This is a genomic window from Mesonia oceanica (assembly GCF_902499555.1).
In the GTDB taxonomy this organism is placed as follows: Bacteria; Bacteroidota; Bacteroidia; order Flavobacteriales; family Flavobacteriaceae; genus Mesonia; species Mesonia oceanica.
Genome location: NZ_CABVMM010000002.1, coordinates 233,362 through 258,256, shown reverse-complemented (window position 1 = coordinate 258,256; position 24,895 = coordinate 233,362). Strand labels below are relative to the sequence as shown.

Below are 24,895 nucleotides of genomic sequence, written 5' to 3'. Positions count from 1 at the left end.
TTTTATTTAATTATGATTTATTGTGTTTATTACTTGTAGTTTCCATTCCCATATGCATATTTCCTTCATCGTCTGTATGCGAAATCATAAAAAGGCGTTCCGCAACAATGATTAGAACAATCCCAATTGCTGCCACGATAAGCACCAATGGATCATTCAGGTATTTTATATAAAGAAAGGCCGTGAGTACTGCGACATCCAGTATAATGGCAACCAAGGGAATAATTGGTTTAAAATCAACTTCTTTTTTAAGGTGCCTTACAAGCCCCCAATGAATAGCAATATCCATAATGAGGTAGAAAATAGCGCCGATAGAAGCGATTCTTGTTAAATCAAATAGGACAGTTAGTAAAATAGCGAGTGAAACCGTGAATATGAGCGCAGGATTTTTAAAGTTCCCCATCCTTTTTAAAGACGGTACCTGTTTCATATTGCTGAGCATCGCTAACAAGCGTGATGATGAGAAAACACTAGCAATGACCCCAGATACTGTGGCAATTATGGCAATGCCAATGGTAATCCAGGATCCCCATTCGCCAAAAATAGGTCTTGCTGCAGCCGCAAGGGCATAATCTTTTGCCGCAATAACCTCAGGAATGCTTAAACCTCCGGCAACTGCCAAAGCGAGTGCTACATAGATGAGGGTACAGATAAGAATAGAAATAATAATGGACCGTCCTAGATTTTTATGTGGGTTTTTAATATCTCCACCTTGGTTGGTGATAGTAGTAAACCCTTTGTAAGCGAGAATAGATAAGGCCAAAGCAGCCACAAAGGCGAATCCTTGCGGTAATGTTTCGGTATTTTGAGGGATATAGTTTCCGGTAATATCTGAAAAACCTGAAACTATAAGTCCGGCAATAGCCAATAATGCAATTCCCACAACCTTAATTATCGCCGTGAAGGTTGCAGTTGCACCTATAACTTTGTTGCCCAAAACATTCACTATATAAGCCGTTACTAGCAATACTATACCCAGTATTGACGCATAACCGGCAAAATCTTCGGGGAACAACCGAAGGGTATAAGCTCCAAAGGTACCTGCAACAAGGCTTTCTGAAATTACCATAGAAACATACATCAGCAAAGAAAAGACACCGGTGGTGGTTCCCGGGCCATAGGACTTATCCAAAAACTTGACTACTCCTCCAGACGAAGGAAATGCGTTTGAAAACTTTACATAAGAGTACGAACTAAAACCTACCACAATCGCTCCCGCAATAAATGCTATGGGGAATAAATCACCTACCAGTTCGGCTATCTGTCCCATAAGGACAAATATACCTGCACCGATCATCACACCGGTGCCGAGGGATATAGATCCAATTAAAGATAGTTTTTGAATATTTGTTGTATTAACTTTCATATTGGCCTGATTCTTTTGTTTGGGATGACGTGGGTTTAAAATTTCTAATAATCAGGCGGTTGCTCTTTTCATAAGAAAAGTAGCTTACCACCCAATTAAAACCAACCATTAATTTATTTCTAAAACCGCTTATGGACATAAGGTGTACGATAGACCATAGCAACCAGGCGAAATAGCCCGAAAATTTGAATTTGCCCAAATCGGCTACTGCTTTACGTTTACCTACTGTGGCCAAGGAACCTTTGTCTTTATATTCGAAGGGTTTTATGGCTTTGTTATTTATGATATTCAATATCGAATCCCCCAGGTATTTGCCTTGTTGAATAGCGGTTTGTGCTACTTGTGGATGTCCTTTTGGGGTATCTTTAGAAATAAGGGCTGCGATATCGCCTATGGCAAAAATATTTTCGTAACCTTCTACTTTTAAATTGGCATCGGTTTTAATACGATTGCCCCTGACTATGTGTTCTTCATCAATACCATTTGGAAATTGTCCTTTAACACCCGCCGTCCAGATTAGGTTTTTGGCTAAAATGGTCTTGCCACTTTTGGTAGTGACTTCATTGCCATCATAATTGCTTACAGCTTCATTCAGCAGTACCTTTACATTCAAATCCTTCAAATATTTTAGGGTTTTCGAAGATGCTTTCTCAGACATTGTACTTAACAATTCATCAACGGCCTCTATTAAGTAAATATTCATAATGGAAGAAGGGTATTCCGGATAATCCTTTGGAAGAATATATTTACAGAATTCAGCCAAAGCTCCTGCCATCTCTACGCCAGCAGGACCACCACCAACAATTACAAAGTTGGTGAGCGCATCACGTTCTTTTTCATCGCAGGTAATAGCTGCCTGTTCCAAATTTTGCAGCATCATATGGCGGATGTTAAGAGAATCACGAATGTCTTTCATCCCAAGACTGTGGGATTCTACTGAATCCATCCCAAAAAAATTGGTATTGGTGCCCGTTGCCAGGATTAGGTAATCATAATTAACATTTCCTTTGGAAGTTATTAGGCTATTTGAAGAGGGTTGAATTTCCTCGACTTCAGCCAAGCGAAACAATACATTTTTATATCCATTGATTTGTTTCCTGAAGGGAAATACAATACTATCGGGTTCCAGGGCACTGGTGGCCACCTGATAAAACAATGGTTGAAATTGATGAAAGTTGTTTTTATCGAACAGTACCACCTGCACCTCTTTGTGTTTCAGTTTTTCAACCATTGCTAAACCTGCAAACCCACCACCTATAATTACAACACGAGGTAAGTTGGAATCTGGAAGGCAGATTTCATCTGTTACCTTGCAAGCAGTTTCTGTAATAGTATTATTTGAGTGATTAACATTCATATTTAATTTTTATATCATTGGAATTAGCCATAGTTTATTTTGCGTCTTTGTCTTTCACAATCATTACTGAACATTTGGCGTGTGTTGCTAAATATTGTGAAACGGAACCCAATAAAGAGCGTGAAAAAGCCCCTTGTCCTTGTGAACCGACTACAATTAAATCGGCATCAAAGGCTTCTGCTTTTTCTAAAATTTCTTTTTTAGGAAGGCCATCAACAACACTTGTGGTTATAGTAAGTGCCTTGTTTTCGGTCTTGATTTTATCGAAAGCTTCTGAAACGATTTTGTTTCCCAATTTTTGAGCGTTACTTCTAATTTCTTCTATGTAATTACCTATCCTGCCGCCCATAGTATGCAATCCCAGACCGGTTGTTTTAGGAACTTCATAAACATTTATAATATGAATTTCACTTTTTGAGGATGGGGTCATTTTTATAAGTTCGTGAATGGCTACTTTACTAAAATCTGAACCGTCTATGGCCAATATAATTTTCATAATTTGAATTTGTTATTAATTGAGATGTCCTATGCCTTATTGCATATACTTATGCTTTTTGAGTTTTTAAATAATCCACTGTTTCCTTTACTGATAATGGATACGTAGCATTTCCTGTGCGTACATAAAAAGTGGTGTTTCCTTCATCATTCACATAAACCGGTTCGTTGGAAGGTTCGATATTCACTACGCACACATCTTTTTCATTAATACTGTAGAATGAAATATGGTTGCTGAAACAAGCCTCGTGACTCAATTGCGTAGAAATAATCCTGAACACCTCACGTTCATACCCATCCCTGTTTTTGTGCTTTAGGGTTTTATAATCTTTTTCCAACCCCAAAACATTTCCGTCGTCATCAACACCAATTATTAATTTTCCACCTTTTGCGTTCATAAACCCTGTGATGGTTTTGGCTATGATAACTTCTAGGTCGCGATTGGTTGTTTTGCGGTAATAATCATAACGTATGGAAGACTTAAATTCTACCCGTTCATTTTCGCCAGCTTGAATTAATTCTTCAATGTCACGAACAAGCAGCCGCTGTTGTGTTTCAATGAGTTCATTTTTCTTTTTAAGGTTTATCCAGAACAAACCAGAAACTATTCCCAAGCAACCTCCCAATAATGTTAAAAGGCCACCCATTCCCCGCATATCGAAAGTAAAGGACTCTAAAAAACGTTGTTTTAAAACTTCTTGGAACAAGGAAAATGAAAAAGCTGTCTCGCTAAATTCAAACCAATAAAGCACCATTGTAAAGGGGTGTACTAGGAAATAAAAAATACCTGCACCCAATAGAAAATGAATTAAAATGATCTTAATTTTCGCCATAACTTTTTTCAACTTTCACAATTTTATTTGTTTTTAATTTGAGCATTGTAAAAAGCAGCGATGCACGCGCCAATAAGCCATCCTAAAATAAAAATCTGTATGATACCAATAAGTGCTTCCGATAAGGGTACGTCCATCCTAATAATAGTGGTAACATCCAATCCGTGCGCAAGGCTATTAAAAAATGTTATGGATCCTTCCTGTCCCGCTGTAGCCATCACGATCATACAGCCCAGATATATCAAGGCTCCTGTTAGACCAAGAGCAAAACCGAATTTTTTTACGTTTAATCGATACATAATTTGTGTGTTTTAAGATTAGTTATCTGAGTTTAGTAAATTCTTGGATTCTTCAAATTCTTCCTTTGAAATTTCGCCCTTGGCAAACCTCTTCTTTAGGATGTCCAAAGGCTTTTCTTCTTTTGTTCTTTGGTATGGAATATCGGTTGGGATAAAGAAAATCCAAATGATTAAGGCCAACCAGATAAACCACCAAATGAGGTGCATACCTCCGAAACTTCCGTCATAAAAGTGCATAATTTTTAATTTTAAGGTTACTTTTCTATTTCCTCAATTGTATAGCCCTCAATAGTATTGAGTTGCTTTTGTAGTTCATCCACCGAAAGAGCTTCTTTCATTGTTATAAGTGTAGCTCCTTTTGGTGCCAGAAAAATCTCTGCTTTTTCGATGGCGGGATGCTCTTGCAAGGTCTTTTTGACCCTTGCCACACATCCAGCACAACTGATTCCGTTTATTTGAAATTTTTGTTTCATATCTTAAACTTTAGTGATGATGATTTCTTTCTTGATCCTCTTTTTTGTTTTTCTTTTTTAATCTCTCATCGGATAACCCGTGAGTATGGTTCCCGTGCCGCATTGGCATTAGCAAGTGTATGGCGAACATTATTATGATAAATGCAAAAAGCCAGGTGCCGCCACCAATTCCAAATGATGGTGCCAAAAAGATGAGCAAGAGTGGCACTGCACACATAAGGACCATCCATAACCAGTGATTTTTCATTGTTTTGTTTTTTTTGAATTAATATTTATTGCCCCTTACTTACAAGACCTGAACAGGCTTATGAGATAATTGGGGGGTTATCAACACAAGCCGTGAGGAGATGTCCAGGCTTAAAATGAATGTGAATCTACCTGCTTTTAAAGTATTTCATCTGCATAACTTTCGTTGTTATCTATAAAATTTCGTCGTAAAAATTACGCTTCCAATTTTCCGTCTTTTTGTAGTCTGTCATACTCATACCCTCTACTTCTTTAAATTGTCTTGACAAGTGGTTAACACTACTATAATCTAACAAGTGACCTATGTCTGAAAAAGAATGTCGTTTTAACTGAATGAGTTCCTTTACCTTTTCTATTTTCAGTTTTATAAAGTATTTTTCAATTGTTGTATTTTCATTTTTAGAAAATAGCTTACTCAATATTTTATAATCCCTGTGAAGAATAGAAGACAAGTGTTCTGAAGTATTCATTTTTAAATGAAGTGGTAGTTGAGTAAGCAGTTCGATTAGGATAATTTTTACTTTTTCAACCAACATTTCCTCTTCACTTTGTACTATTTCAAAATCATTGGAATGGAGCACTTTAGTCACAGCATCAGTAATATCCGTATCCGTTTTGCTGGAAGCTTCCACTAATAATTTGCCCAATTCCAAAGAGAGCACAATTACCCCAAGCTCTTCAAGTTCTTGTTTTATAACTTTTAGGCAGCGGCTACATACCATATTCTTTATCCAGAATTCTTTCTGTAAATCCATAGTATTATTTATTTACTGTTAGAAAATTTTATCTAACAAAGGTTTATAATTTGCTCTTTTGCAAATAGTTGAGAGTGTGGCGTGCTCAGGAATGAGCGCACCATTGTTAGCCTGTTCTTAGTACCGGCTAATACGGGAAGTGTAGGTTATTTGAAAAAGAGCCCACTTAGAAAGAAATCAAATTAAATATACCTCGTGGAGTACCTGAAAGTCTTTTGGTATGAGGGGTGGATCATAATTTAAAAAAGGGACGATATTTTGCTCAAGTCCCTCGAATAGATTTACGTAAGCGTAAAAAAATGTGTGCAGGAAAACCAGATTTTGATTTTCCATTTCAAATGAAGTTTTTTGAAAGTTATCGCTACCTTCTTTTACAAAAGATTTATTATCACAACAACCTTTTTTTTCAAAAGAACATTCTTTCAAAGAATTGGTTTGACCCTTAATCGCGTTATCACAAACCTGAGCTTTAGCAAAAACAGCCATATCCACAAGCTTATTACAGCAGAAATGCATATTCACAGTAAAGGACGACGAAGCGAACATTACTGCAAATACTAAAGAGATAGCTATTATTTTATTAAAACTTTGCACAATACGAATATAAAAAAAATTAACAAATGTTAACTATTTTTTGGTCTATTTTTCTTAGTAGAAGATTATTATAAAAATTTTTTAAACCTTATTTTTTCCAAACGTAATGGAAAAAAGACAACTGAAATATGATATTTGTCATAATTTAAAAAGTCTAATCCTTTTATTTTTGTCGAAAATAAAAAAGGAAATAAAACTCTTTAAAAGTTTATTTTAACCGAAATAAAAAATTAGTAATATCTTTATATATTATTGTTTTTTATATCTTTGCAGAATTATGAAATCATTTTTCCATAAAATATTATCTATTGCCTTGGCGAGCTTAGTGTTTTTTACCACTATGTCGTTCACGGTGGATATTCATTATTGTGGAGATTCTTTGGTTGACTTTGCTTTATTTCATAATGCGCAGACCTGCGGAATGGAGAATCAGCCATCCCAAAAAAGTTGTGAGGAAGGTTTCTCGGAAAAACCTTGTTGTTCAGATACTCAAATAGTGGTTGAAGGTCAAGATGATTTAAACTCATCTTTCACAAAATTATCTTTTGAGCAACAAGCCTTTGTTGCTACTTTCTTTTATACCTATTTTAATCTTTTTGATGGACTGGATAAGAATATTGTTCCATTTAGAGATTATACACCTCCCAACCTCATAAGGGACGTACAGAAGCTACACGAAACGTATTTAATTTGATTTTAAACAGTTTCCGATAATTATCGGAAAGATTTGCCCTATGGTTACCTCCATTTTGGGCTCATTTTGTTGTGTTTAATTTTCTGATACTATCAGGATTTTATTCGATGTATAACTGTTTAAATATCAATAAATATGCTAAATAAAGGCATAAAATTTCTCATAGAGAACAAACTCGTAGCGGTCTTGATGCTCGCACTCTTTGTAGGTTTGGGCGTAGTTAATGCGCCATTTAACTGGGATACCGGTTTTCTTCCTACCGATCCTGTAGCCGTAGATGCCATCCCAGATATTGGCGAGAACCAGCAAATTGTATTCACAAAATGGGAAGGCCGATCCCCACAAGATATAGAAGACCAGATAAGCTACCCCCTTACCACTACTTTATTAGGTATTCCCGGGGTGAAAACCATCCGAAGTTCTTCTATGTTCGGTTTTTCAAGTATCTATATCATTTTTGAAGAGGATGTGGAGTTCTACTGGAGCCGAAGCCGTATTCTCGAAAAATTGAATTCCTTACCAAGCGGGTTATTGCCCGATGGCGTGAACCCTTCTTTAGGCCCAGATGCAACCGGCTTGGGGCAAATTTATTGGTACACCTTAGAAGGGCGCGATAAAGATGGCAATGTAACCGGAGGTTGGGATTTAAACGAACTACGCAGTATTCAGGATTATTATGTGAAATATGCCCTTTCTTCGGCAAGTGGTGTTTCGGAAGTAGCTTCCATAGGAGGCTATGTTCAGGAATATCAGGTGGATGTTGACCCCGAAAAGATGCGCCAGTATAATATCGGGTTAGGAGATATTGTTACAGCAGTCAAGGAAAGCAATAAGGATATCGGGGCACAAACTTTGGAAATCAACCAGGCAGAATACTTGGTGCGTGGTCTGGGGTATGTAAAGTCCATCGCCGATATAGAAAATGCTGTTGTTACTTCTGAAGATTATACTTCAATAAGAATTAAAGATATAGCAAACGTAAGCTTGGGGCCCGCACCGCGTCGTGGAATTTTGGACAAGGAAGGGGCTGAAGTGGTAGGCGGGGTTGTCGTGGCTCGATACGGTGCCAATCCGATGGAAGTGATCAATAATGTAAAAGAAAAGATAGATGAACTTAAGGCTGGTCTGCCTTCCAAAGAACTGTCAGACGGTCGTACCTCGCAACTTACCATCGTCCCCTTTTACGATCGGACGGAGCTTATTCAGGAAACCCTGGGTACCCTTGATGAAGCATTAACACTGGAAATACTCATTACCATATTTGTGATTGTTGTAATGGTGTTCAACTTACGGGCTTCCTTACTTATCTCTGGACTATTGCCAGTTGCGGTATTGATGGTCTTTATTTCGATGAAGTTTTTTAATGTTGATGCCAATATTGTAGCATTGTCGGGTATCGCCATTGCTATTGGTACAATGGTAGATGTTGGGGTCATACTCTGTGAAAATATCATCAGGCACCTGGATGAAGAAGATGAACGCTTTCGCGAAAAAGGAACTAGGGAGCCTATTAATACTGTGGTCTATAATGCCACTGCCGAAGTGTCGGGAGCCATTCTTACCGCGGTATTGACCACTATTATCAGTTTTATACCGGTGTTTACAATGATTGGCGCGGAAGGAAAATTATTTCGACCCTTGGCCTTTACCAAAACAATGGCATTAATAGCATCTCTTATCGTGGCTTTATTCTTAATTCCACCTTTCGCATCTTTTTTGTTTCGTAGAAAAAGCATCAGGAGAACTAGCGGATATATCCTCAATGGGTTATTGATCCTTTTAGGGATCACGGCAATAGTTTCTGGATATTGGTTAGGACTATTATTAATTGGCTTTGGAATTACAGCACTTTTAAAAGATGAAAATATTGCTTCTAATATTTCCGATAAACTTACACTTTCAGATAAGCGGGCCAACACTATAAATATTTTTATTTCTGCCTTAGCGATTGTCTTTCTACTTGCAGAATACTGGCGGCCACTTGGCGTAGATGAAAGTATATTTTGGAACTTGCTATTCGTAGGGTTTATCTGTTTCGGTTTATTAGGGGTATTCTGGTTGTTTCAAAGTTATTATACAAGAATCTTACGTTGGGCACTCCGTAATAAAATTTTATTCCTTTCAGTTCCGACTGTCATTGTGATTTTTGGAGTCCTAATTATGCAGAATACGGGTAAGGAATTTATGCCTTCCTTAAATGAAGGTTCTTTTCTTCTAATGCCCACCTCTTTACCTCACGCAGGTGTGGAAGAGAATAAACGGGTACTACAGCAATTGGATATGGCAGTTGCGAGTATTCCAGAGATAGAAACGGTCGTTGGAAAATCCGGACGGACAGAATCCGCCCTTGACCCGGCACCCCTATCAATGTATGAAAATATCATTCAGTATAAATCGGAATATATGCTGAATGAAAACGGCAAGCGTCAAAGATATAAAGTAAATGAGGATGGTTTATTTGTCCTTAAGAACGGGAACCTCGTGGTAAACCCCAATAGTGAAGTGGATGAAGATGAAAATTATAAGGATTCAGAAATTGAAGATCCTTTTCTTGTGGAAAACCAAAACCTCATTGCTGATGAAGATGGCGATTTTTACCGGAACTGGCGTCCCGAAATACAATCCCCAGATGATATTTGGAACGAAATTGTAAGGGTAACCAAGCAACCCGGTGTAACCTCGGCCCCTAAATTACAACCCATTGAAACCCGACTGGTAATGTTACAAACGGGAATGCGTGCGCCAATGGGAATAAAAGTAAAAGGTCAAGATTTAAGGGAAATCGAAGCTTTCGGGATGAAACTGGAAGATATTCTCAAACAGTCTGAAGGAGTAAAAAAAGAAGCTGTTTTTGCTGATCGTATTGTTGGAAAACCCTATCTCCTCATCGATATTAAAAGGGAACGTCTTGCCCGATATGGAATTACTATAGAAGATGTCCAGCAAGTACTTCAAGTAGCCGTTGGTGGAATGCCGTTAACCCAAACCGTAGAAGGCAGGGAACGCTATGGGGTGCGGGTACGTTATCCACGGGAGCTAAGGGCAAACCCAGAGGATATAAAAGATATTTATGTGCCTGTAGAAAAAGGAAGCCCCGTACCATTGGGGGAACTTGTGGAAATTCGCTACGAGCAAGGGCCACAGGTTATCAAAAGTGAGGACACCTTTTTAGTGGGATATGTGCTGTTTGACAAACTCGACGGCTTTGCGGAAGTCGATGTGGTGGAAAATGCCCAGGCACTGATCCAGGAAAAAATCGATAGCGGTGAGCTTACCGTTCCCAAAGGGATCAACTACCAATTTACAGGTACCTACGAAAATCAAATAAGAGCAGAAAAAACCTTATCTGTCGTAGTGCCCTTAGCCTTGGCAATTATTTTCTTAATACTCTATTTTCAATTCCGCTCCGTGTCCACTTCCCTAATGGTATTTACTGGAATTGCGGTTGCCTTTGCCGGAGGGTTTTTAATGATTTGGTTTTACGGACAGGATTGGTTTTTAAACTTCAATTTTTTTGGAGAAAACTTACGGGATCTTTTCCAGATGCACACCATCAATTTAAGTGTGGCTGTTTGGGTAGGTTTTATTGCCCTGTTTGGGATCGCTACCGATGATGGCGTGGTAATGGCTACCTATCTTACCCAAACTTTTGATCGCAATAATCCCGAAAATAAAAAAGAAATACGGGATTCTATTGTAGAGGCAGGGCAGAAACGTATCCGTCCGTGTTTGATGACCACGGCTACCACTATCCTGGCCTTGCTGCCAATCCTGACATCTACAGGCAGGGGAAGCGATATAATGATACCGATGGCCATACCCAGCTTTGGCGGAATGCTCATAGCCCTCATTACGCTATTTGTAGTTCCGGTATTGTTCAGTATGAAAAAGGAATTGCAACTTAAAAGAGCGAGCAAATGAGATATTTTTTAATCATAGGAATTGTTTTATCGACCCTAACTCAAATGAATGGGCAACAACTGCAATCCTATATTCAGGAAGCGGAGGCAAACAATCCGGAGATTCAGGCTTTCGAGCTGCGGTACAATATCGCTGAGGAAAAGATAAATGAAGTGAATACCTTGCCCAATACCGAATTTGGAGCGGCCTATTTTGTAAGTGAGCCAGAAACCCGTACAGGGGCGCAACGCGCTAAATTTTCTGTTAAGCAGATGTTGCCCTGGTTTGGGACAATTACCGCAAGGGAAAATTATGCTTCCTCTATGGCAGAAGCCGAGTATGTGGAGGTTAGTATCGCCAAACGAAAACTTGCATTATCGGTATCAGAATTCTATTATTTATTATATGGAATTAGGGCCAAGCAAAAAGTCTTGGACGATAATATCCAGCTACTGGAAACCTACGAGCAATTGGCTTTAACTGCCACAGAAGTTGGCAATGCCAGTGCGGTAGATGTATTGCGGTTACAAATACGCCAAAACGAAATCTTACAACAGAAAGAAGTTTTGTTTCAAAAAGCCAAAGGAATCCAGGCGGCCTTGAATAGTTTGTTAGATCGTAAATATGACGAACCTACAGAGGTAGTCACTAATTTAGGGATTCCAGAAGATGATCCCGTCCCTGGTTTTGAAGCACTTTCTTTAAATCCGGAGTTGCTTAAATTCGATAAGTTATATGAATCGGTTGTCCAATCAGAAAAACTCAATCAAAAAGAAAGCTTACCAAGTTTAGGGGTCGGATTGGATTTTATCCCTATCGAAGAACGCCCAGAGATGAATTTTAGTGATAATGGTAAAGATATTTTGATGCCGATGGTTTCGGTTTCCATTCCCATTTTTAACAATAAATATAAATCGATAACCAAACAGAATGAATTAAAACAACAGGAAATTCAATCGCAAAAGAATGACCGTTTAAACACGTTAAAATCGAAGTTTGCCAGAGCAATTTCAGAACGGAACGAGGCCAGGATAAAATTCAACATTCAGGAGAAAAACCTAAAACAAGCCAAAAATGCCGAAGAAATCTTAATTAGGAATTATGAAACAGGCACGATTAACTTTAATGATGTATTGGATATCCAAGAGTTGCAGTTAAAATTTGGGATTAACCAAATAGAGGCCATTCAAGCGTATTATACGCAATCGGCAACCATTAATTATTTAACCAACTAAGAATGGAAAAGACCTTATATATAAAAAATATGGTTTGTGACCGATGTATCAAAGTCTTAAAGAATGAGCTAAAAGATGAAGGTATCAAGGTCTTGAATGTGAAATTGGGAGAACTGACGGTAAATATTGATTCGAAAGATGAAATCCCTGCCCTTCAGAAAATAATCGAATCCAATGGATTTTTCATCATCAATAGTGAGAACTTTAAAATGGTAGAACAAGTCAAGTTAACCTTAATCAGTTTGTTAAAAACCTTACCTCTCAATAATGAAAGGCTTTCGGATATACTCTCAAAGGAGTTGAACCAAGAATATTCCAGAATCAGTAAAATATTCTCCTATAATGAGAAAGTAACACTTGAAAAATACTTTATAAAACTAAAGGTTGAAAAGGCCAAGGAATTGATACATAATAAAGAGTTGAATTTTACCGAAATAAGTCAATTGTTAAATTATAGCAACTTAACACATTTGAGCAATCAATTCAAAACCGAAACAGGGATGAGCCTAACAGAATACAAAACTTTAGAAAAAAACTTTAGAAACCCTTTAGACCGAATTATATAAGTATAAACCATAATTATTAAACATTATTTTTAGAAAAATCAATATTTTTATGTTAAAAATCAAATCGATGAATAAAGTATTATTGACATTTTTAGCAATGTTTGCGCTTTTCAATGTAAAGGCACAAACCGCTCGTCCAGAAGAAGGCAATGTGAATAATTTGCCGGTACACGAATACACTTTGACCCTCAAGGAAGAAATGGTCAATAAAGCAGGAAAACAGGTAAAAGGTATGACCATCAATGGCAGTATTCCTGGGCCAACGTTAGAATTTACAGAAGGCGAATATGCGGTTATTTATGTAAAAAACGAAATGAGCGTAGAAACCTCAATTCATTGGCACGGAATGCTGTTACCCAATTTTATGGATGGTGTACCCTATTTAACAACTCCACCAATAAAGCCCGGCACCACCTTTAAATATGAATTCCCCATCAAACAATCCGGAACGTACTGGTATCATTCCCACACAATGTTTCAGGAACAAAGTGGCGTTTTTGGGTCTTTATTAATCAATCCAAAAGAAAAAACACTGGATTATGACAAAGATTTGGTATTGATGCTATCTGATTGGACAAATGAAAAACCTAAAAATGTGATGCGTAACCTTAAACGTGGTAATGAATGGTATCAAATGAAGAAAGGTACTTCCACACCTTTGAATCAAGTTATTGGGCGGGGAGCATTTGGCGCGCAACTCGATTTTTGGCGACAACGGATGGAAGGTGCAGACATTGCAGACGTCTATTACCCTGCATTCTTGATCAATGGCGAAGAATCGGTTGAATATCCGCAATTTAAACCAGGAGAAAAGGTTCGGTTGCGTATCATAAATGGTTCCGCCTCCTCCCAGTTTTGGATGACCTTCGGTGGCGAAACGCCAATGTTGGTCTCGGCTGATGGTCAAAATGTAGTTCCCATTGCCCATAATAAGACTTTTATAGCCACTGCTGAAACTTATGATTTTATTGTTACCGTTCCACAAAATGGAAAAATTGAGTTGCGTGTAATGACACAGGACGGTTCTGGGACGACCACAGCTTATATTGGTAAGGGCAAAACACTTCCAGCGGAAGTTGTCCCGAAACCCGATAAAATCAAGATGATGCAGCAAATGGCAAAAATGGATATGAAAATGGGGGCACACGCCCTAAAATTCAAGCCAAAGAAAGATGAGCGGTATGAAATGAAAGAAGAGTATGGGATGCAAATGGATATGGACAAGTCGAAAATGAAGATGGACGATGACAAGATGAATATGCCGAAAGATTCAATGAAGTACGAAAAGATGAAACATTCCCAAGGTAAGATGGATGATATGGAGATGAATGGAATGGATATGTTTTCAGAGTATAATTACGATTATCTTAAAGCACCCGAAAAAACTTCATATGATCAAAATCTTCCTGTAAGGGAAATCCTGCTAAACCTTACAGGGAATATGAACCGTTACATTTGGAGTATGAATGGCGTTCCGTTGAGTGAAACCGATAAGATAAAGATAAATGGCGATGAAGTAACCAGAATTACCTACAATAACCTTACGATGATGCACCACCCTATGCACTTGCACGGTCACTTTTTTAGGGTTATTAATGAAAATGGAGAATATTCCCCCTTAAAGCATACGGTAAACGTCCCCCCAATGCAGAAAGTTACCATAGAGTTTTATGGGAATAATGGGGATGAGTACGGGGACTGGTTTTTACATTGCCATATCCTCTATCATATGAATGCTGGAATGGACAGAATAATAAGCTACGACACCCCACGCGATCCAAGGATGGAAGAATATCCTGTTTCCAAATTAATCAAAGAAACAGATCCATTTTACACTTGGTCATTAGCAGAAGCAGCTTCACATATGGCTTCTTTTGATTTTGTCGCTTCCAATATTCGTAATCAATTTAATGTTTCGGCAGAATATGGCTGGAACCAGAACTTGGAAGCCGAAGTAACCTATGAACGTTATCTGCACGATTATTTGCGTGTCTTTGGCGGGGTGAACGTCGAAAACGAAATGGAAGATAATTTAGACGAAATTTCAACCACCGCAATTGCCGGGATTCGGTATTTGACACCTTATCTCTTTAATTTAGATGTGCGTATTGACAATAAATTAAGACCCCAAATAAGTTTAAGCCGGGAAATCCTCATATTTCCAAGAACTGCAATATTTGGAGAGTATGAATATCAAGCCGATTTTGGATGGGTTGACGCCCTTCCCGCAGGCGATAATTTCGCCAAAGAAGTGACCTGGAATGCTGGAGTAGAATATTATTTATCACGAAACTTTTCCTTGATGGCAAGTTACGACAACCGCTTCGGTGCGGGTGGTGGGCTTTCCGCAAGATTTTAAAAACCAACTGTTATGATGTACGAATGGGATTGGCTGATTTTACTGGGAGTTATAATACTATGTATTGTTATCTACTCTGGCAGAAAACAGCAAAAGAAGAAAAAAAGAAAGGATGCCCTGAAAATATTGGATGAACGCTATGCCAAAGGCGAAATTACAAAAGAAGAATATATCGAACGTAAAGAAACGATTAATCCTACCAATAATAGAAACCCCAAGAAATAATAACAAATTTGGGAATGTGATTTTCAACAAAGTAACCGATTATTAATTTAAATATAGAACCTATGAAAAATTCAAAATTGATTGAAGCATTGAACAACTGTGTTGCTCATTGCAATTATTGTGCAGATGCTTGTCTGGATGCAGATGACATCAAAATGATGGTGGATTGTATCAGGACGGATAGAGCTTGCGCAGAAGTTTGCAGCGCAACCGCAAAATTGCTCGCCGCAAATTATTCAGATGCCAAGGGAATGGTAGAATACTGCCATAAAACCTGTAAAAAATGTGCAGAGGAATGTGCAAAACACGATGCCCAGCATTGTAAGGATTGTGCAGAAGCGTGTAAAAAATGCGCAGAGGCCTGTGAAGCTTATTTAAGCTAGTAATAATTAGTAATCTTCCCCTATTTAAAGGGGGAGGATTAATCAAAAATCCAATATAGAATAGACCCTAAAATATGGGTATGACAGAAATTAAATTTTTAAACAACAATTAAAATTAAAATCAAAATGAGAAAACTAAAAAAGACAATAGGTATCCTAACAATGACCTTAGTAACCCTAACAGCAATGTCCTGCAAGGACGGAAAAAAAGAAGGGGCTGCGGAACCAATGTCCAACGAAATGCACCAGGAAGATGGTAATAATCAAGATGGCTCAAAACAAATGGCTAATGCCGGTAGTAATGCTTCAGATGCAATCATCGATAACTACCTTAAAATAAAAAATGCCTTAGTGGCAGATAACCAGGTAAAAGCCGCCGAAGCCGGGGGGAATTTGGTAGCTGACTTTGATGATTTTGATAAGGCCAGTTATTCTTCCGAAGAACAGCAGGAATTAACCGATATTATTGAAGATGCAAAGGAACACGCGGAGCATATTTCAGAAAGTCCTATGGAACACCAAAGGGAGCATTTTGACATTTTGAGCAAAGATGTTATTGATATGATCGCTATAACGGGAACCGATAAAAAACTATATCAGGATTTTTGTCCAATGTACAATGACAATAAAGGAGCGCAGTGGTTAAGTGCTTCCAAAGAGATCAAAAACCCATATTATGGAAGTAAAATGATGGGTTGTGGGGAAGTACAAAAGGAAATTAATTAATGAAAATCATCAAAATCATTGTACTGGTTTTGTTAGTTGCGTTTGTGGGTATTCAATTTATACCCACAAGTCGCAATCTAAGTAGCACTGTACCTAAAACCGATTTTATGCTGGTTAACAAAGTACCTACTACCATACAAAACAAATTACAGATATCCTGTTATGATTGTCATAGCAACAATACAGGATATCCTTGGTACAATAAAATACAACCAGCCGCTTGGTTTTTAGAAGATCACATAAAAGAAGGAAAAGCCGAATTGAATTTTAATGAATGGGGTGAATATTCCGACCGTAGAAAAAATAGCAAGTTGCGGTCAATTATTAGTCAAATTGAAGATGACGAAATGCCGCTGGACTCTTATACCTTGATTCATACGGATGCAAACCTTTCCGAGACGGATAAAAAGGAAATTATAAAATATATGACCCAGCTAAAAAATAATCTATAGCGCTTAAAATTTCAGCAGCGATGAAGAAATGAAATAAATAAAGTTATACCCGAAAGAAGGAAAGGATTTTTTTTTCATTGAAGATTGGTTAGTTAGTTAAACCTTTCCTTTTTAGGGTATAATGATAAAGTCCTGTAAGGGAAGGGTATTCTTAATTTAATTAGTTTAAAAAGCCCCTTCCCTTGACAGGCACAAAAAGAAAGCCGATGAAAGATTGTTGCAAAACAGGAAATGAAAAAGAACAAAAGAATGGTGGCTTTAGAAAGTGGTTCAACTATATCATTTATGGGATAATGGCCATTATAATTATGGGGGCTTTGGGGCTCCAATTAACTGGAAACTAATTTAAAAAACCATAGAAATGAAAATTAAACAACTATTTTTTACCGTATTGATGTTGACGTATTTTGGTTTTTTTTCAACTGCGTTTATGGCTAATGATTCCTCTATTTCCAATACAAAAGCGGAAATAATAAATGAAAAATCCATTGCGGCCTTTGGAACAAGTAGTTCAGTTTCATTCTCACAAACCGATCCTAAAGCTAGTTTGGACGAATTTCCTAACCTTCACCCCTTGGTGGTTCATTTTCCCATAGTATTATTGCTTTTGGCAGTTGTATTGCAATTGATACAACTGTTTACAATGAACCGGACAATGGATTGGGTCATATTGCTAACGGTAGGGGCAGGATTTATAGCGGCCTACGTGGCCGCTAACTTTGTACACCCCCATACCGAAGGTCTTACCCAAACCGCAAAAAAGGTATTGGAACAGCACGACAAATATGCGATGTGGGCGATGTGGTCTAGTGCCGCCGCCGCTATCTTAAAGCTGGGAAGTCTTTTCCTTTTAAAACAAAAAAGATGGTTTGAAGTTTTAGTGTTTTTAGTACTTGCTTTTTCAGGTTATTCTGTGGGCTGGGCTGGGCATTATGGTTCCCAACTGGTTTATATTGAAGGTGTAGGTCCCCAAGGGAAGTATTTGGGAAATGAATCTGAAGAAGGTCACGATAGCCATTCCCATTAACTCCTATGTTCAATCTTGCAGTTATTAAATCCTTAAAATGAAATAATATATGAACGACTTTCTAAAACAATGGGGCGAGGCAGCATACACTACCACTGGATTTTTCTGGATGGCGCTGTGGGCATTTGTATTGGGCTATATCATAAGTAGTATGATTCAGATTTTCGTGACCGAAAAGCGGATGCAGAAAACAATGGGCGGTGAAGAATCCAAGGGCGTATTGTTGGGTACATTCTTCGGTTTTATTAGTAGCTCCTGTAGTTTTGCAGCACTTGCATCCACAAAATCCCTTTTCAAAAAAGGGGCTAGTTTTATTTCATCCATAGCCTTCTTATTGGCTTCTACAAATCTCGTTATCGAGTTGGGTATTATCATTTCCATTTTTTTAGGATGGCAGTTTGTCGTAGGCGAATATGCCGGGGGGATTTTATTGATAGGGATCAGCTGGATTTTAATAAAGCTCATAAATCCCAAAAAGCTCATTGATAAAGCAAGAAAAAATCTTGAAAAGGAAGATGAAGGTTCAGGAATGGACGATTCCAAAAATTGGAAAAAGCAGATTCAAAAAGAAGATAGCTGGGCGAAAGTGGGTAAAAAATATAAGATGGAATGGCAAATGGTCTGGAAAGATGTAACCGTGGGCTTTACCATTGCCGGCATTGTTGCAGCCTTTGTACCTGATGCGTGGTTTCAGACCCTCTTTATTGGAAGCGGTCAGGGAAATACGGACTTTTCTTTTTTTGAAATCCTGGAACACATTATAGTGGGTCCCGCTGCAGCGTTTGTAACATTTATAGGGTCTATGGGCAATATTCCCTTGGCTGCTTTGCTTTTCGGAAAAGGGGTCAGTTTTGCGGGGGTAATGGCTTTTATTTTCAGTGATCTGGTCGTTTTTCCAATTTTAAGAATCAATGCGAAGTACTACGGTTGGAAAATGTCATTATTTATTCTCTTTCTGCTGTTCACTGCGTTAATTGGAGCCTCTCTGATTTTGCACTATTCTTTTGACCTGATGAGCCTATTACCAGATCCATCACAGGTAAAGGTTCAGAATAGCGAATATTTCAAGATAAACTACACTTTCTACCTAAACCTTGCATTTTTAGCAATATCAGGGTATTTAATTTATCTAGGATTTTTCAAAAAGAAGGATGTGGACAGCAAAATGGGCGAAATGGCCCCTAAAAGCCAATTGCTCGAAAACATCTTAAAGTATGCGGCCTTTATTAGTTATATCTGGATTGCGGGCGGGCTGATTGTAAAATTTTTTATGAATTAAGATTGAAATTAAAGGAGTAATCATTAACAAAATGGTAGTCAAAAGAAAAAGATTATCAATTTAAATAGACCCTAAGTAAAAAGACTTAACAATTATCAATCAAAAAAAATAAAAAAATGAAGTCAACAGAAAAAAAACAAGATGGAATAAAAAAAAGTAATTATAGCAGGTTTATAGCTATGCTTGGTCTTTCCTTTATCGCTATGTACGTCACAATGTATCTCAATACATACGAAATAGACCACGTGTATTTTAGTCTTACCAGATTTTATATGACCTGTTTGGGAATAGCCTGTATGGCGGTCATTATGTGGTTCTTTATGCGAAAAATGTATCAAAACAAGAAAAAGAACATCGCGATACTTGCGGGAAGCGCGATTCTGTTTGCGGGTGCTTTTGGCTTGGTAAGAGCCCAGGCCCCCATCATTGGAGACGTTTTATATATGAAGGCAATGATCCCGCATCATTCCATAGCCATTTTGACCAGCAAGCGAGCCGATATAAAAGATCCGGAAGTACGAAAATTGGCGGATGAAATCATTAAGGCTCAGGAAAAGGAAATTGCTGAAATGAAACAGTATATCAAACGATTAGAAAACAAGAAGTAAATAAACAGATTTAATTTTATATGTTATGAACAAGAAATTTTTATACATAAGTATCGCAGGTATTGTGGGCCTATTGGCAGGATACCTAATTTTCGGGAAGCCGGTGGATGAATCTACGGCTAGTAAGGACGTATCCGAGGTGTCCAATACTCACGATCATTCTGGCGAAACCGCCAATCAAATGTGGACGTGTTCAATGCACCCACAGATTATGCAACCGGAACCGGGAGATTGCCCTATTTGTGGAATGGAACTTATCCCGGCCGAATCTGGAGCTGATGGCCTATCTGCAAATGAAATTAAAATGACCAAAAACGCAATGGCACTGGCCAATATTCAAACCAATGTAGTTGGTAATGCTGTAGGCGAAAATGGAAATGTTACGTCTTTATCCGGTAAAATCGTGGAAAACGAAGAAGCGAGTGCAGTACAGGCCAGTTATTTTGATGGGAGGATTGAACGCCTAAATGTAAATTATGAAGGACAAGAAGTTCGCAAAGGGCAGCTTTTGGCAACAATCTACTCGCCTAATCTTGTTGCTGCCCAACAAGAACTCATTACCACGGCTTCCCTTAAAGAAAGCCAGCCCGCACTTTATAAATCCGTACGGAATAAATTGAAGCTCTGGAAACTTTCAGAAAGCCAGATCAACAGCATCGAAGAATCTGGAGAAGTTCGTGAAAATTTCCCCATTTATGCCACGGTTTCCGGAACAGTTTCCGAAAAAATGGCGGAAGAGGGCGATTACGTAAAACAGGGGCAGCCCATTTTAAAATTGAACAACCTAAATACGGTCTGGGCAGAGTTTGATGCCTACGAAAATCAAATTTCACAATTTGAAAAAGGGCAGGAAATAAAAATGACCACCAATGCCTATCCCAATAAAGAATTTGATGCGAAAATATCTTTTATTGACCCGGTATTAAACACCCAAACCAGAATAGTAACGGTAAGGGCTACTATACAAAATAAAAACAACCTCTTGAAGCCAGGAATGTTCGTTACAGGTAAATTTGAAGGTATTGAGCCTTCTGGTGAAGAACAGCTTCTTGTTCCAGCAAGCGCGGTAATGTGGACAGGGGAACGTTCATTGGTGTATGTAAAAACCGATCCCGACGAACCTATCTTTGAAATGCGTGAAGTGACGATAGGTAACAGAAACGGGGAAACCTATTCTATAACAAGCGGATTGGAAGATGGAGATGTAATCGTGACCAATGGAACGTTTACCGTGGATGCCGCTGCACAGTTAAGTGGTAAAAAATCAATGATGAATCAAGAAGGTGGCAAGACAATGACAGGGCACGAAGGACATACTGGGATGCAGCAAGCAAACACCGAAGCCACTGGTAATAGCATTGACCATACGAAAATGAACGAAAGAATAGATGTTCCTGCCAAGTTTCAAAAGCAGGTAGAGCAGGTTTTTGATGGCTATATTGATTTGAAAAATGCCTTAGTAAATGATAATGCGAAAAACGCACAGCAAGCTGCTGAACGGGTAGAAAAAAGTCTGAGCAAGGTGGATATGAAATTATTGGAAGATGAAAAAGCGCACAAGCACTGGATGGCCATTCAAAAGGAATTAAAGTCCTCAACAGATGCTATTTCCCTTTCTTCAGATATCAAAAAACAAAGGGATCACTTTAAACATTTATCTGCCCATATGATAAGCAGTGTTCAACTCTTTGGCGTAAACCAAAAGGCTTACAGCCAATTTTGTCCAATGGCCAATAGTAACAAGGGAGCTTATTGGTTGAGTTTAGAAAAAGAAATCCAAAATCCATATTATGGACAAGCTATGTTGACCTGTGGCGAGGTTAGGGATACATTTGAGTAGTTATTTCCACAGTAAATTTCCAAAAATAAAGCCATTTTCTACTTGAAAATTAGAGAAAGAATATGAGTGAAAATAGGAGAAAAAATAAAAGCAGAAAAGACATAAAAACCAGCAATAACACCATTACGAAAAAGGATAAAATTTATGGTATTCTTGCTATGGTTATTATTTTTATAACGGCCTTGATTGCTGCCATCTTTGTTAGTTTTTAAGGCGTGAGAATCCATTCTAATATATGAAATCCACAATATGCCCAATATCCTTTATATAAAAAATATGGTGTGCCCCAGATGTATAAGTTCTGTATCCCGTATTTTGAACAAATTGAATATTGAATACAATACTATAGAGTTGGGTGAAGTAGCTTTGTCAAATGAGCTGAGCCCTAAAAATAAAAGTTTATTGTCCGTGGAATTTCAAAATGAAGGGTTCAGTTTGGTTAATGATAGAAAAAGTCAACTCATTGAACAAATGAAAAGTTTGGTGGTGGATAAAATCCATCACTCTAACGAGGCACTCGATATAAAATGGCCAGAGTATATTAGTGGGAAATTGTATCTGGATTATAAATATCTTAGCTCCTTATTCTCTGCTGTAGAGAGTATTACGTTTGAGCAGTATATCATCAACCAAAAGATCGAACGCGTAAAGGAACTTATTGTATATAATGAATTGAGTTTAAGCGAAATTGCATTTCAAATGAGCTATAGCAGCGTTGCATATTTAAGCAATCAATTTAAAAAAATTACGGGGATGACACCTACACATTTCAAAAATTCTACAAACAAAAACCGAAAGAATTTGGATGAGGTGTAGAATTAAATCCATTAATCTGAAAATATTACAAATCATTCAGCCCATTCCATAATACTTCAAGCCTGTTATCTTTCGAAATTTGTATCAAACAAGATCAAACAGTCTATGGAAGCAGTAAATGTATTTGAACACCAGAAAAAAGAGAAAACGAACCCAGGCATAAAAAACTCCTTTCCGGTAACGGGAATGACCTGTGCAGCTTGTGCCTCTAGTGTAGAGTCTATTCTTTTACATACGGAAGGGGTGAACAGGGCGAGTGTGAATTTTGCCAGCAGTTCTGTTCTCGTAGAATATGAAAAGGGGTTGAGCCCTAATCAACTTCAAAACGCACTTCGCGAAGTGGGTTATGACATTATCATTGATGCGGAGAATCCTTCGGAAGTTCAACAAGAACTACAGCAAAAACATTATCAAGATATAAAAAGCCGTACTATTTGGTCGGCTATTCTTACGCTACCCATTTTTGTATTGGGTATGTTCTATATGCAATGGGAACCAGGTAAATGGATTTCTTTGGTACTGACCTTTCCAATTCTTTTTTGGTTCGGTCGTAGCTTTTTCATCAATGCTTTCAAGCAAGCCAAACACGGTAAAGCGAATATGGACACCTTGGTAGCTTTGAGTACCGGAATCGCTTTTCTCTTTAGTGTATTCAATACTTTTTTTCCTGAATTTTGGTTGAGCCGTGGTATTGAGCCTCACGTGTATTACGAAGCTGCTACTGTAATTATTACATTTATTTCTTTAGGAAAACTATTGGAGGAAAAGGCAAAATCAAACACCTCTTCGGCCATTAAAAAGCTTATGGGATTACAACCCAAAACGCTAAAAATTATTGAGAATGGGGAAGAAAAAGAAATTCCTATTTCGTCTGTGCAAGTTGGTCAGACCATATTGGTTCGTCCGGGAGAAAAGATTCCTGTGGACGGCGAAGTTTCCAAAGGAAATTCTTACGTAGATGAAAGTATGATTACGGGAGAACCTGTTCCAGTTGAAAAAATAAAGGATGAAAAGGTATTTGCGGGCACGGTAAACCAAAAAGGGAGTTTTCAATTTACAGCCGAAAAAGTAGGTGGAGAAACCTTGCTGTCACAAATCATTAAAATGGTTCAGCAAGCGCAAGGCAGCAAAGCACCTGTCCAAAAACTGGTCGATAAGATTGCCGGAATATTTGTTCCTGTCGTATTGGTTATTTCTATCATTACTTTCATTGTTTGGATGTCGGTTGGAGGCGATAATGCATTTTCACAAGCCTTATTAACTTCTGTAGCCGTATTGGTTATCGCTTGTCCTTGTGCCTTGGGCTTGGCAACACCTACCGCTATAATGGTCGGTATTGGCAAAGGAGCTGAAAATAATATTCTTATAAAAGATGCTGAAAGTTTAGAACTGGGTCATAAAGTGAATGCTGTCATTCTTGATAAAACCGGTACGATTACCGAAGGAAAACCAGTGGTAACAAACGTACATTGGAAGGATAAGCTTGAAAACCAAAATGAATACAAGGAAATTCTTTTGACTATCGAATCACAATCGGAACATCCTCTGGCAGAAGCAGTAGTCAACCACTTTAAAGATGAAAAGATTGAAAAAACTGAAATTGCTTCTTTTGAAAGTATTACAGGAAAAGGCGTAAAAGCTCAAACAGAAAATGGTTCAAAATATTATGTGGGCAACCATAAGCTAATGGTCGATAAAAATATTCAAATCAGCGCTTCCTTAAGGCAAACAGCAGAAAGTCTTGAAGAGCAAGCAAAAACAGTCATTTTCTTTAGTAATGAAAAACAAGTTCTGGCGATACTCGCTATTGCAGACAAGATTAAGGAAACTTCGAAAAAGGCCATAACAACGCTTCAAGAACGAGGCATCCAGGTCTATATGCTTACTGGAGATAATAATAAAACTGCCTCAGCTGTCGCAAAACAAGTAGGAATAACAAATTATCAAGGAGAAGTAATGCCCTCAGAGAAAGCAGGTTTCGTTGAAAAGTTACAAGCCGACGGAAAGATAGTAGCTATGGTTGGCGATGGTATCAATGATTCCCACGCTTTGGCACAGGCCAATGTGAGTATCGCTATGGGTAAAGGTTCGGATATAGCTATGGACGTGGCAAAAATGACATTGATAACGTCAGATTTGCAATCCATACCCAAAGCATTGGAACTGTCAAAAAGAACCGTTTTGGGCATACGTCAGAACTTGTTCTGGGCATTTATTTACAACATCATTGGTATTCCAATAGCCGCAGGAGTACTTTATCCCGTAAATGGATTTTTATTAGACCCTATGATTGCAGGTGCAGCAATGGCATTTAGCAGCGTATCTGTAGTTGCAAATAGCTTAAGACTGAAACGAGTAAAACTTTAA

The 24,895-nt window shown here is 38.1% G+C and carries 27 protein-coding genes; 17 read left to right on the top strand and 10 right to left on the bottom strand.

Translation table 11 applies throughout. The features are described from left to right. Positions 1-10 precede the first annotated feature (10 nt). The 10 genes from FVB9532_RS03075 to FVB9532_RS03030 all read right to left on the bottom strand — a co-directional run bounded on the left by FVB9532_RS03075 (position 11) and on the right by FVB9532_RS03030 (position 6,418). Complete coding sequence (locus FVB9532_RS03075) at positions 11-1,366, bottom strand: APC family permease (RefSeq protein WP_150543748.1); 1,356 nt, start codon at positions 1,364-1,366, stop codon at positions 11-13. After that, positions 1,356-2,723: an NAD(P)/FAD-dependent oxidoreductase gene (locus FVB9532_RS03070; protein ID WP_150543747.1), complete on the bottom strand. Its 1,368-nt coding sequence runs from the start codon at positions 2,721-2,723 to the stop codon at positions 1,356-1,358. The genes FVB9532_RS03075 and FVB9532_RS03070 overlap by 11 nt, the downstream gene beginning before the upstream one ends. A gap of 34 nt (positions 2,724-2,757) precedes the next feature. Next, positions 2,758-3,219 carry a universal stress protein gene (locus FVB9532_RS03065; RefSeq protein WP_150543746.1) on the bottom strand — a complete coding sequence of 154 codons (462 nt, stop codon included), beginning with the start codon at positions 3,217-3,219 and terminating at the stop codon, positions 2,758-2,760. 49 nt (positions 3,220-3,268) lie between these two features. Continuing rightward, positions 3,269-4,051, bottom strand: a complete 783-nt coding sequence (locus FVB9532_RS03060; RefSeq protein ID WP_150543745.1) for an AlbA family DNA-binding domain-containing protein — start codon at positions 4,049-4,051, stop codon at positions 3,269-3,271. Positions 4,052-4,074: 23 nt separating this feature from the next. Further along, entirely contained in the window at positions 4,075-4,350 is a 276-nt protein-coding gene (locus tag FVB9532_RS03055) for a DUF5676 family membrane protein (RefSeq protein WP_150543744.1), read from the bottom strand. 18 nt (positions 4,351-4,368) lie between these two features. Continuing rightward, entirely contained in the window at positions 4,369-4,587 is a 219-nt protein-coding gene (locus FVB9532_RS03050; RefSeq protein ID WP_150543743.1) for an SHOCT domain-containing protein, read from the bottom strand. Between the two features lie 17 nt (positions 4,588-4,604). Further along, the gene (locus tag FVB9532_RS03045; RefSeq protein WP_150543742.1) at positions 4,605-4,823 is read right to left on the bottom strand and encodes a heavy-metal-associated domain-containing protein; all 219 of its coding nucleotides are present in this window, start codon (positions 4,821-4,823) and stop codon (positions 4,605-4,607) included. A gap of 10 nt (positions 4,824-4,833) precedes the next feature. Beyond that, the gene (locus tag FVB9532_RS03040) at positions 4,834-5,070 is read right to left on the bottom strand and encodes a DUF1517 domain-containing protein (RefSeq protein ID WP_150543741.1); all 237 of its coding nucleotides are present in this window, start codon (positions 5,068-5,070) and stop codon (positions 4,834-4,836) included. 172 nt (positions 5,071-5,242) lie between these two features. Next, positions 5,243-5,824 (bottom strand): helix-turn-helix domain-containing protein, encoded by a 582-nt coding sequence (locus FVB9532_RS03035; protein WP_150543740.1) that lies wholly within the window; start codon positions 5,822-5,824, stop codon positions 5,243-5,245. A 177-nt stretch (positions 5,825-6,001) separates the two neighbouring features. Continuing rightward, the gene (locus FVB9532_RS03030; protein WP_150543739.1) at positions 6,002-6,418 is read right to left on the bottom strand and encodes an HYC_CC_PP family protein; all 417 of its coding nucleotides are present in this window, start codon (positions 6,416-6,418) and stop codon (positions 6,002-6,004) included. A 277-nt stretch (positions 6,419-6,695) separates the two neighbouring features. On the opposite strand from FVB9532_RS03030, the gene FVB9532_RS03025 reads away from it, so the two are divergent. The 17 genes from FVB9532_RS03025 (at position 6,696) to FVB9532_RS02955 (ending at position 24,895) form a co-directional block, all read left to right on the top strand. Beyond that, a complete protein-coding gene (locus FVB9532_RS03025; protein WP_150543738.1) occupies positions 6,696-7,112 on the top strand; it encodes an HYC_CC_PP family protein in 417 nt (138 codons plus the stop codon). Between the two features lie 135 nt (positions 7,113-7,247). Further along, positions 7,248-11,033, top strand: a complete 3,786-nt coding sequence (locus FVB9532_RS03020; protein WP_150543737.1) for an efflux RND transporter permease subunit — start codon at positions 7,248-7,250, stop codon at positions 11,031-11,033. Beyond that, positions 11,030-12,247, top strand: coding sequence for a TolC family protein (locus FVB9532_RS03015; RefSeq protein ID WP_150543736.1), 1,218 nt, complete (start codon positions 11,030-11,032; stop codon positions 12,245-12,247). Before FVB9532_RS03020 ends, FVB9532_RS03015 begins: the two co-directional genes overlap by 4 nt. Before the next feature lie 2 nt (positions 12,248-12,249). Further along, positions 12,250-12,813: an AraC family transcriptional regulator gene (locus FVB9532_RS03010; RefSeq protein ID WP_150543735.1), complete on the top strand. Its 564-nt coding sequence runs from the start codon at positions 12,250-12,252 to the stop codon at positions 12,811-12,813. Between the two features lie 67 nt (positions 12,814-12,880). Then, positions 12,881-15,172 carry a multicopper oxidase domain-containing protein gene (locus tag FVB9532_RS03005; protein ID WP_150543734.1) on the top strand — a complete coding sequence of 764 codons (2,292 nt, stop codon included), beginning with the start codon at positions 12,881-12,883 and terminating at the stop codon, positions 15,170-15,172. 12 nt (positions 15,173-15,184) lie between these two features. Continuing rightward, on the top strand, positions 15,185-15,397 hold the full coding sequence (locus FVB9532_RS03000; protein ID WP_150543733.1) for an SHOCT domain-containing protein: 213 nt from the start codon (positions 15,185-15,187) through the stop codon (positions 15,395-15,397). Between the two features lie 62 nt (positions 15,398-15,459). Then, positions 15,460-15,780, top strand: coding sequence for a four-helix bundle copper-binding protein (locus FVB9532_RS02995; RefSeq protein ID WP_150543732.1), 321 nt, complete (start codon positions 15,460-15,462; stop codon positions 15,778-15,780). Between the two features lie 126 nt (positions 15,781-15,906). Next, positions 15,907-16,506 (top strand): DUF3347 domain-containing protein, encoded by a 600-nt coding sequence (locus tag FVB9532_RS02990; RefSeq protein ID WP_150543731.1) that lies wholly within the window; start codon positions 15,907-15,909, stop codon positions 16,504-16,506. Next, positions 16,506-16,958 (top strand): heme-binding domain-containing protein, encoded by a 453-nt coding sequence (locus FVB9532_RS02985; protein ID WP_150543730.1) that lies wholly within the window; start codon positions 16,506-16,508, stop codon positions 16,956-16,958. The genes FVB9532_RS02990 and FVB9532_RS02985 overlap by 1 nt, the downstream gene beginning before the upstream one ends. Before the next feature lie 206 nt (positions 16,959-17,164). Beyond that, positions 17,165-17,302 (top strand): hypothetical protein, encoded by a 138-nt coding sequence (locus FVB9532_RS19405; RefSeq protein WP_194716472.1) that lies wholly within the window; start codon positions 17,165-17,167, stop codon positions 17,300-17,302. Between the two features lie 17 nt (positions 17,303-17,319). Then, positions 17,320-17,985 carry a DUF2231 domain-containing protein gene (locus FVB9532_RS02980; protein ID WP_150543729.1) on the top strand — a complete coding sequence of 222 codons (666 nt, stop codon included), beginning with the start codon at positions 17,320-17,322 and terminating at the stop codon, positions 17,983-17,985. A 49-nt stretch (positions 17,986-18,034) separates the two neighbouring features. After that, a complete protein-coding gene (locus tag FVB9532_RS02975; protein ID WP_150543728.1) occupies positions 18,035-19,264 on the top strand; it encodes a permease in 1,230 nt (409 codons plus the stop codon). A gap of 116 nt (positions 19,265-19,380) precedes the next feature. Beyond that, positions 19,381-19,872, top strand: a complete 492-nt coding sequence (locus tag FVB9532_RS02970) for a DUF305 domain-containing protein (protein WP_150543727.1) — start codon at positions 19,381-19,383, stop codon at positions 19,870-19,872. 25 nt (positions 19,873-19,897) lie between these two features. After that, positions 19,898-21,712 (top strand): efflux RND transporter periplasmic adaptor subunit, encoded by a 1,815-nt coding sequence (locus FVB9532_RS02965; protein ID WP_150543726.1) that lies wholly within the window; start codon positions 19,898-19,900, stop codon positions 21,710-21,712. 62 nt (positions 21,713-21,774) lie between these two features. Next, entirely contained in the window at positions 21,775-21,924 is a 150-nt protein-coding gene (locus tag FVB9532_RS19400; RefSeq protein WP_194716471.1) for a hypothetical protein, read from the top strand. 37 nt (positions 21,925-21,961) lie between these two features. Beyond that, complete coding sequence (locus FVB9532_RS02960; protein ID WP_150543725.1) at positions 21,962-22,528, top strand: helix-turn-helix domain-containing protein; 567 nt, start codon at positions 21,962-21,964, stop codon at positions 22,526-22,528. Positions 22,529-22,633: 105 nt separating this feature from the next. Beyond that, positions 22,634-24,895 (top strand): heavy metal translocating P-type ATPase, encoded by a 2,262-nt coding sequence (locus tag FVB9532_RS02955; protein ID WP_150543724.1) that lies wholly within the window; start codon positions 22,634-22,636, stop codon positions 24,893-24,895.

Excerpts from the sequence above, each read along its gene's own strand:
- FVB9532_RS03025 (WP_150543738.1), top strand. The coding sequence starts at position 6,696 with ATGAAATCATTTTTCCATAAAATATTATCTATTGCCTTGGCGAGCTTA.
- FVB9532_RS03045 (WP_150543742.1), bottom strand. The coding sequence starts at position 4,823 with ATGAAACAAAAATTTCAAATAAACGGAATCAGTTGTGCTGGATGTGTG.
- FVB9532_RS02990 (WP_150543731.1), top strand. The coding sequence starts at position 15,907 with ATGAGAAAACTAAAAAAGACAATAGGTATCCTAACAATGACCTTAGTA.
- FVB9532_RS03040 (WP_150543741.1), bottom strand. The coding sequence starts at position 5,070 with ATGAAAAATCACTGGTTATGGATGGTCCTTATGTGTGCAGTGCCACTC.
- FVB9532_RS03070 (WP_150543747.1), bottom strand. The coding sequence starts at position 2,723 with ATGAATGTTAATCACTCAAATAATACTATTACAGAAACTGCTTGCAAG.
- FVB9532_RS03055 (WP_150543744.1), bottom strand. The coding sequence starts at position 4,350 with ATGTATCGATTAAACGTAAAAAAATTCGGTTTTGCTCTTGGTCTAACA.
- FVB9532_RS02970 (WP_150543727.1), top strand. The coding sequence starts at position 19,381 with ATGAAGTCAACAGAAAAAAAACAAGATGGAATAAAAAAAAGTAATTAT.
- FVB9532_RS02965 (WP_150543726.1), top strand. The coding sequence starts at position 19,898 with ATGAACAAGAAATTTTTATACATAAGTATCGCAGGTATTGTGGGCCTA.
- FVB9532_RS03060 (WP_150543745.1), bottom strand. The coding sequence starts at position 4,051 with ATGGCGAAAATTAAGATCATTTTAATTCATTTTCTATTGGGTGCAGGT.
- FVB9532_RS19405 (WP_194716472.1), top strand. The coding sequence starts at position 17,165 with ATGAAAGATTGTTGCAAAACAGGAAATGAAAAAGAACAAAAGAATGGT.
- FVB9532_RS03050 (WP_150543743.1), bottom strand. The coding sequence starts at position 4,587 with ATGCACTTTTATGACGGAAGTTTCGGAGGTATGCACCTCATTTGGTGG.
- FVB9532_RS02980 (WP_150543729.1), top strand. The coding sequence starts at position 17,320 with ATGAAAATTAAACAACTATTTTTTACCGTATTGATGTTGACGTATTTT.
- FVB9532_RS03005 (WP_150543734.1), top strand. The coding sequence starts at position 12,881 with ATGAATAAAGTATTATTGACATTTTTAGCAATGTTTGCGCTTTTCAAT.
- FVB9532_RS02975 (WP_150543728.1), top strand. The coding sequence starts at position 18,035 with ATGAACGACTTTCTAAAACAATGGGGCGAGGCAGCATACACTACCACT.
- FVB9532_RS02985 (WP_150543730.1), top strand. The coding sequence starts at position 16,506 with ATGAAAATCATCAAAATCATTGTACTGGTTTTGTTAGTTGCGTTTGTG.
- FVB9532_RS19400 (WP_194716471.1), top strand. The coding sequence starts at position 21,775 with ATGAGTGAAAATAGGAGAAAAAATAAAAGCAGAAAAGACATAAAAACC.
- FVB9532_RS03000 (WP_150543733.1), top strand. The coding sequence starts at position 15,185 with ATGATGTACGAATGGGATTGGCTGATTTTACTGGGAGTTATAATACTA.
- FVB9532_RS03065 (WP_150543746.1), bottom strand. The coding sequence starts at position 3,219 with ATGAAAATTATATTGGCCATAGACGGTTCAGATTTTAGTAAAGTAGCC.
- FVB9532_RS02995 (WP_150543732.1), top strand. The coding sequence starts at position 15,460 with ATGAAAAATTCAAAATTGATTGAAGCATTGAACAACTGTGTTGCTCAT.
- FVB9532_RS03075 (WP_150543748.1), bottom strand. The coding sequence starts at position 1,366 with ATGAAAGTTAATACAACAAATATTCAAAAACTATCTTTAATTGGATCT.
- FVB9532_RS03020 (WP_150543737.1), top strand. The coding sequence starts at position 7,248 with ATGCTAAATAAAGGCATAAAATTTCTCATAGAGAACAAACTCGTAGCG.
- FVB9532_RS03010 (WP_150543735.1), top strand. The coding sequence starts at position 12,250 with ATGGAAAAGACCTTATATATAAAAAATATGGTTTGTGACCGATGTATC.
- FVB9532_RS03015 (WP_150543736.1), top strand. The coding sequence starts at position 11,030 with ATGAGATATTTTTTAATCATAGGAATTGTTTTATCGACCCTAACTCAA.
- FVB9532_RS02955 (WP_150543724.1), top strand. The coding sequence starts at position 22,634 with ATGGAAGCAGTAAATGTATTTGAACACCAGAAAAAAGAGAAAACGAAC.
- FVB9532_RS02960 (WP_150543725.1), top strand. The coding sequence starts at position 21,962 with ATGCCCAATATCCTTTATATAAAAAATATGGTGTGCCCCAGATGTATA.
- FVB9532_RS03035 (WP_150543740.1), bottom strand. The coding sequence starts at position 5,824 with ATGGATTTACAGAAAGAATTCTGGATAAAGAATATGGTATGTAGCCGC.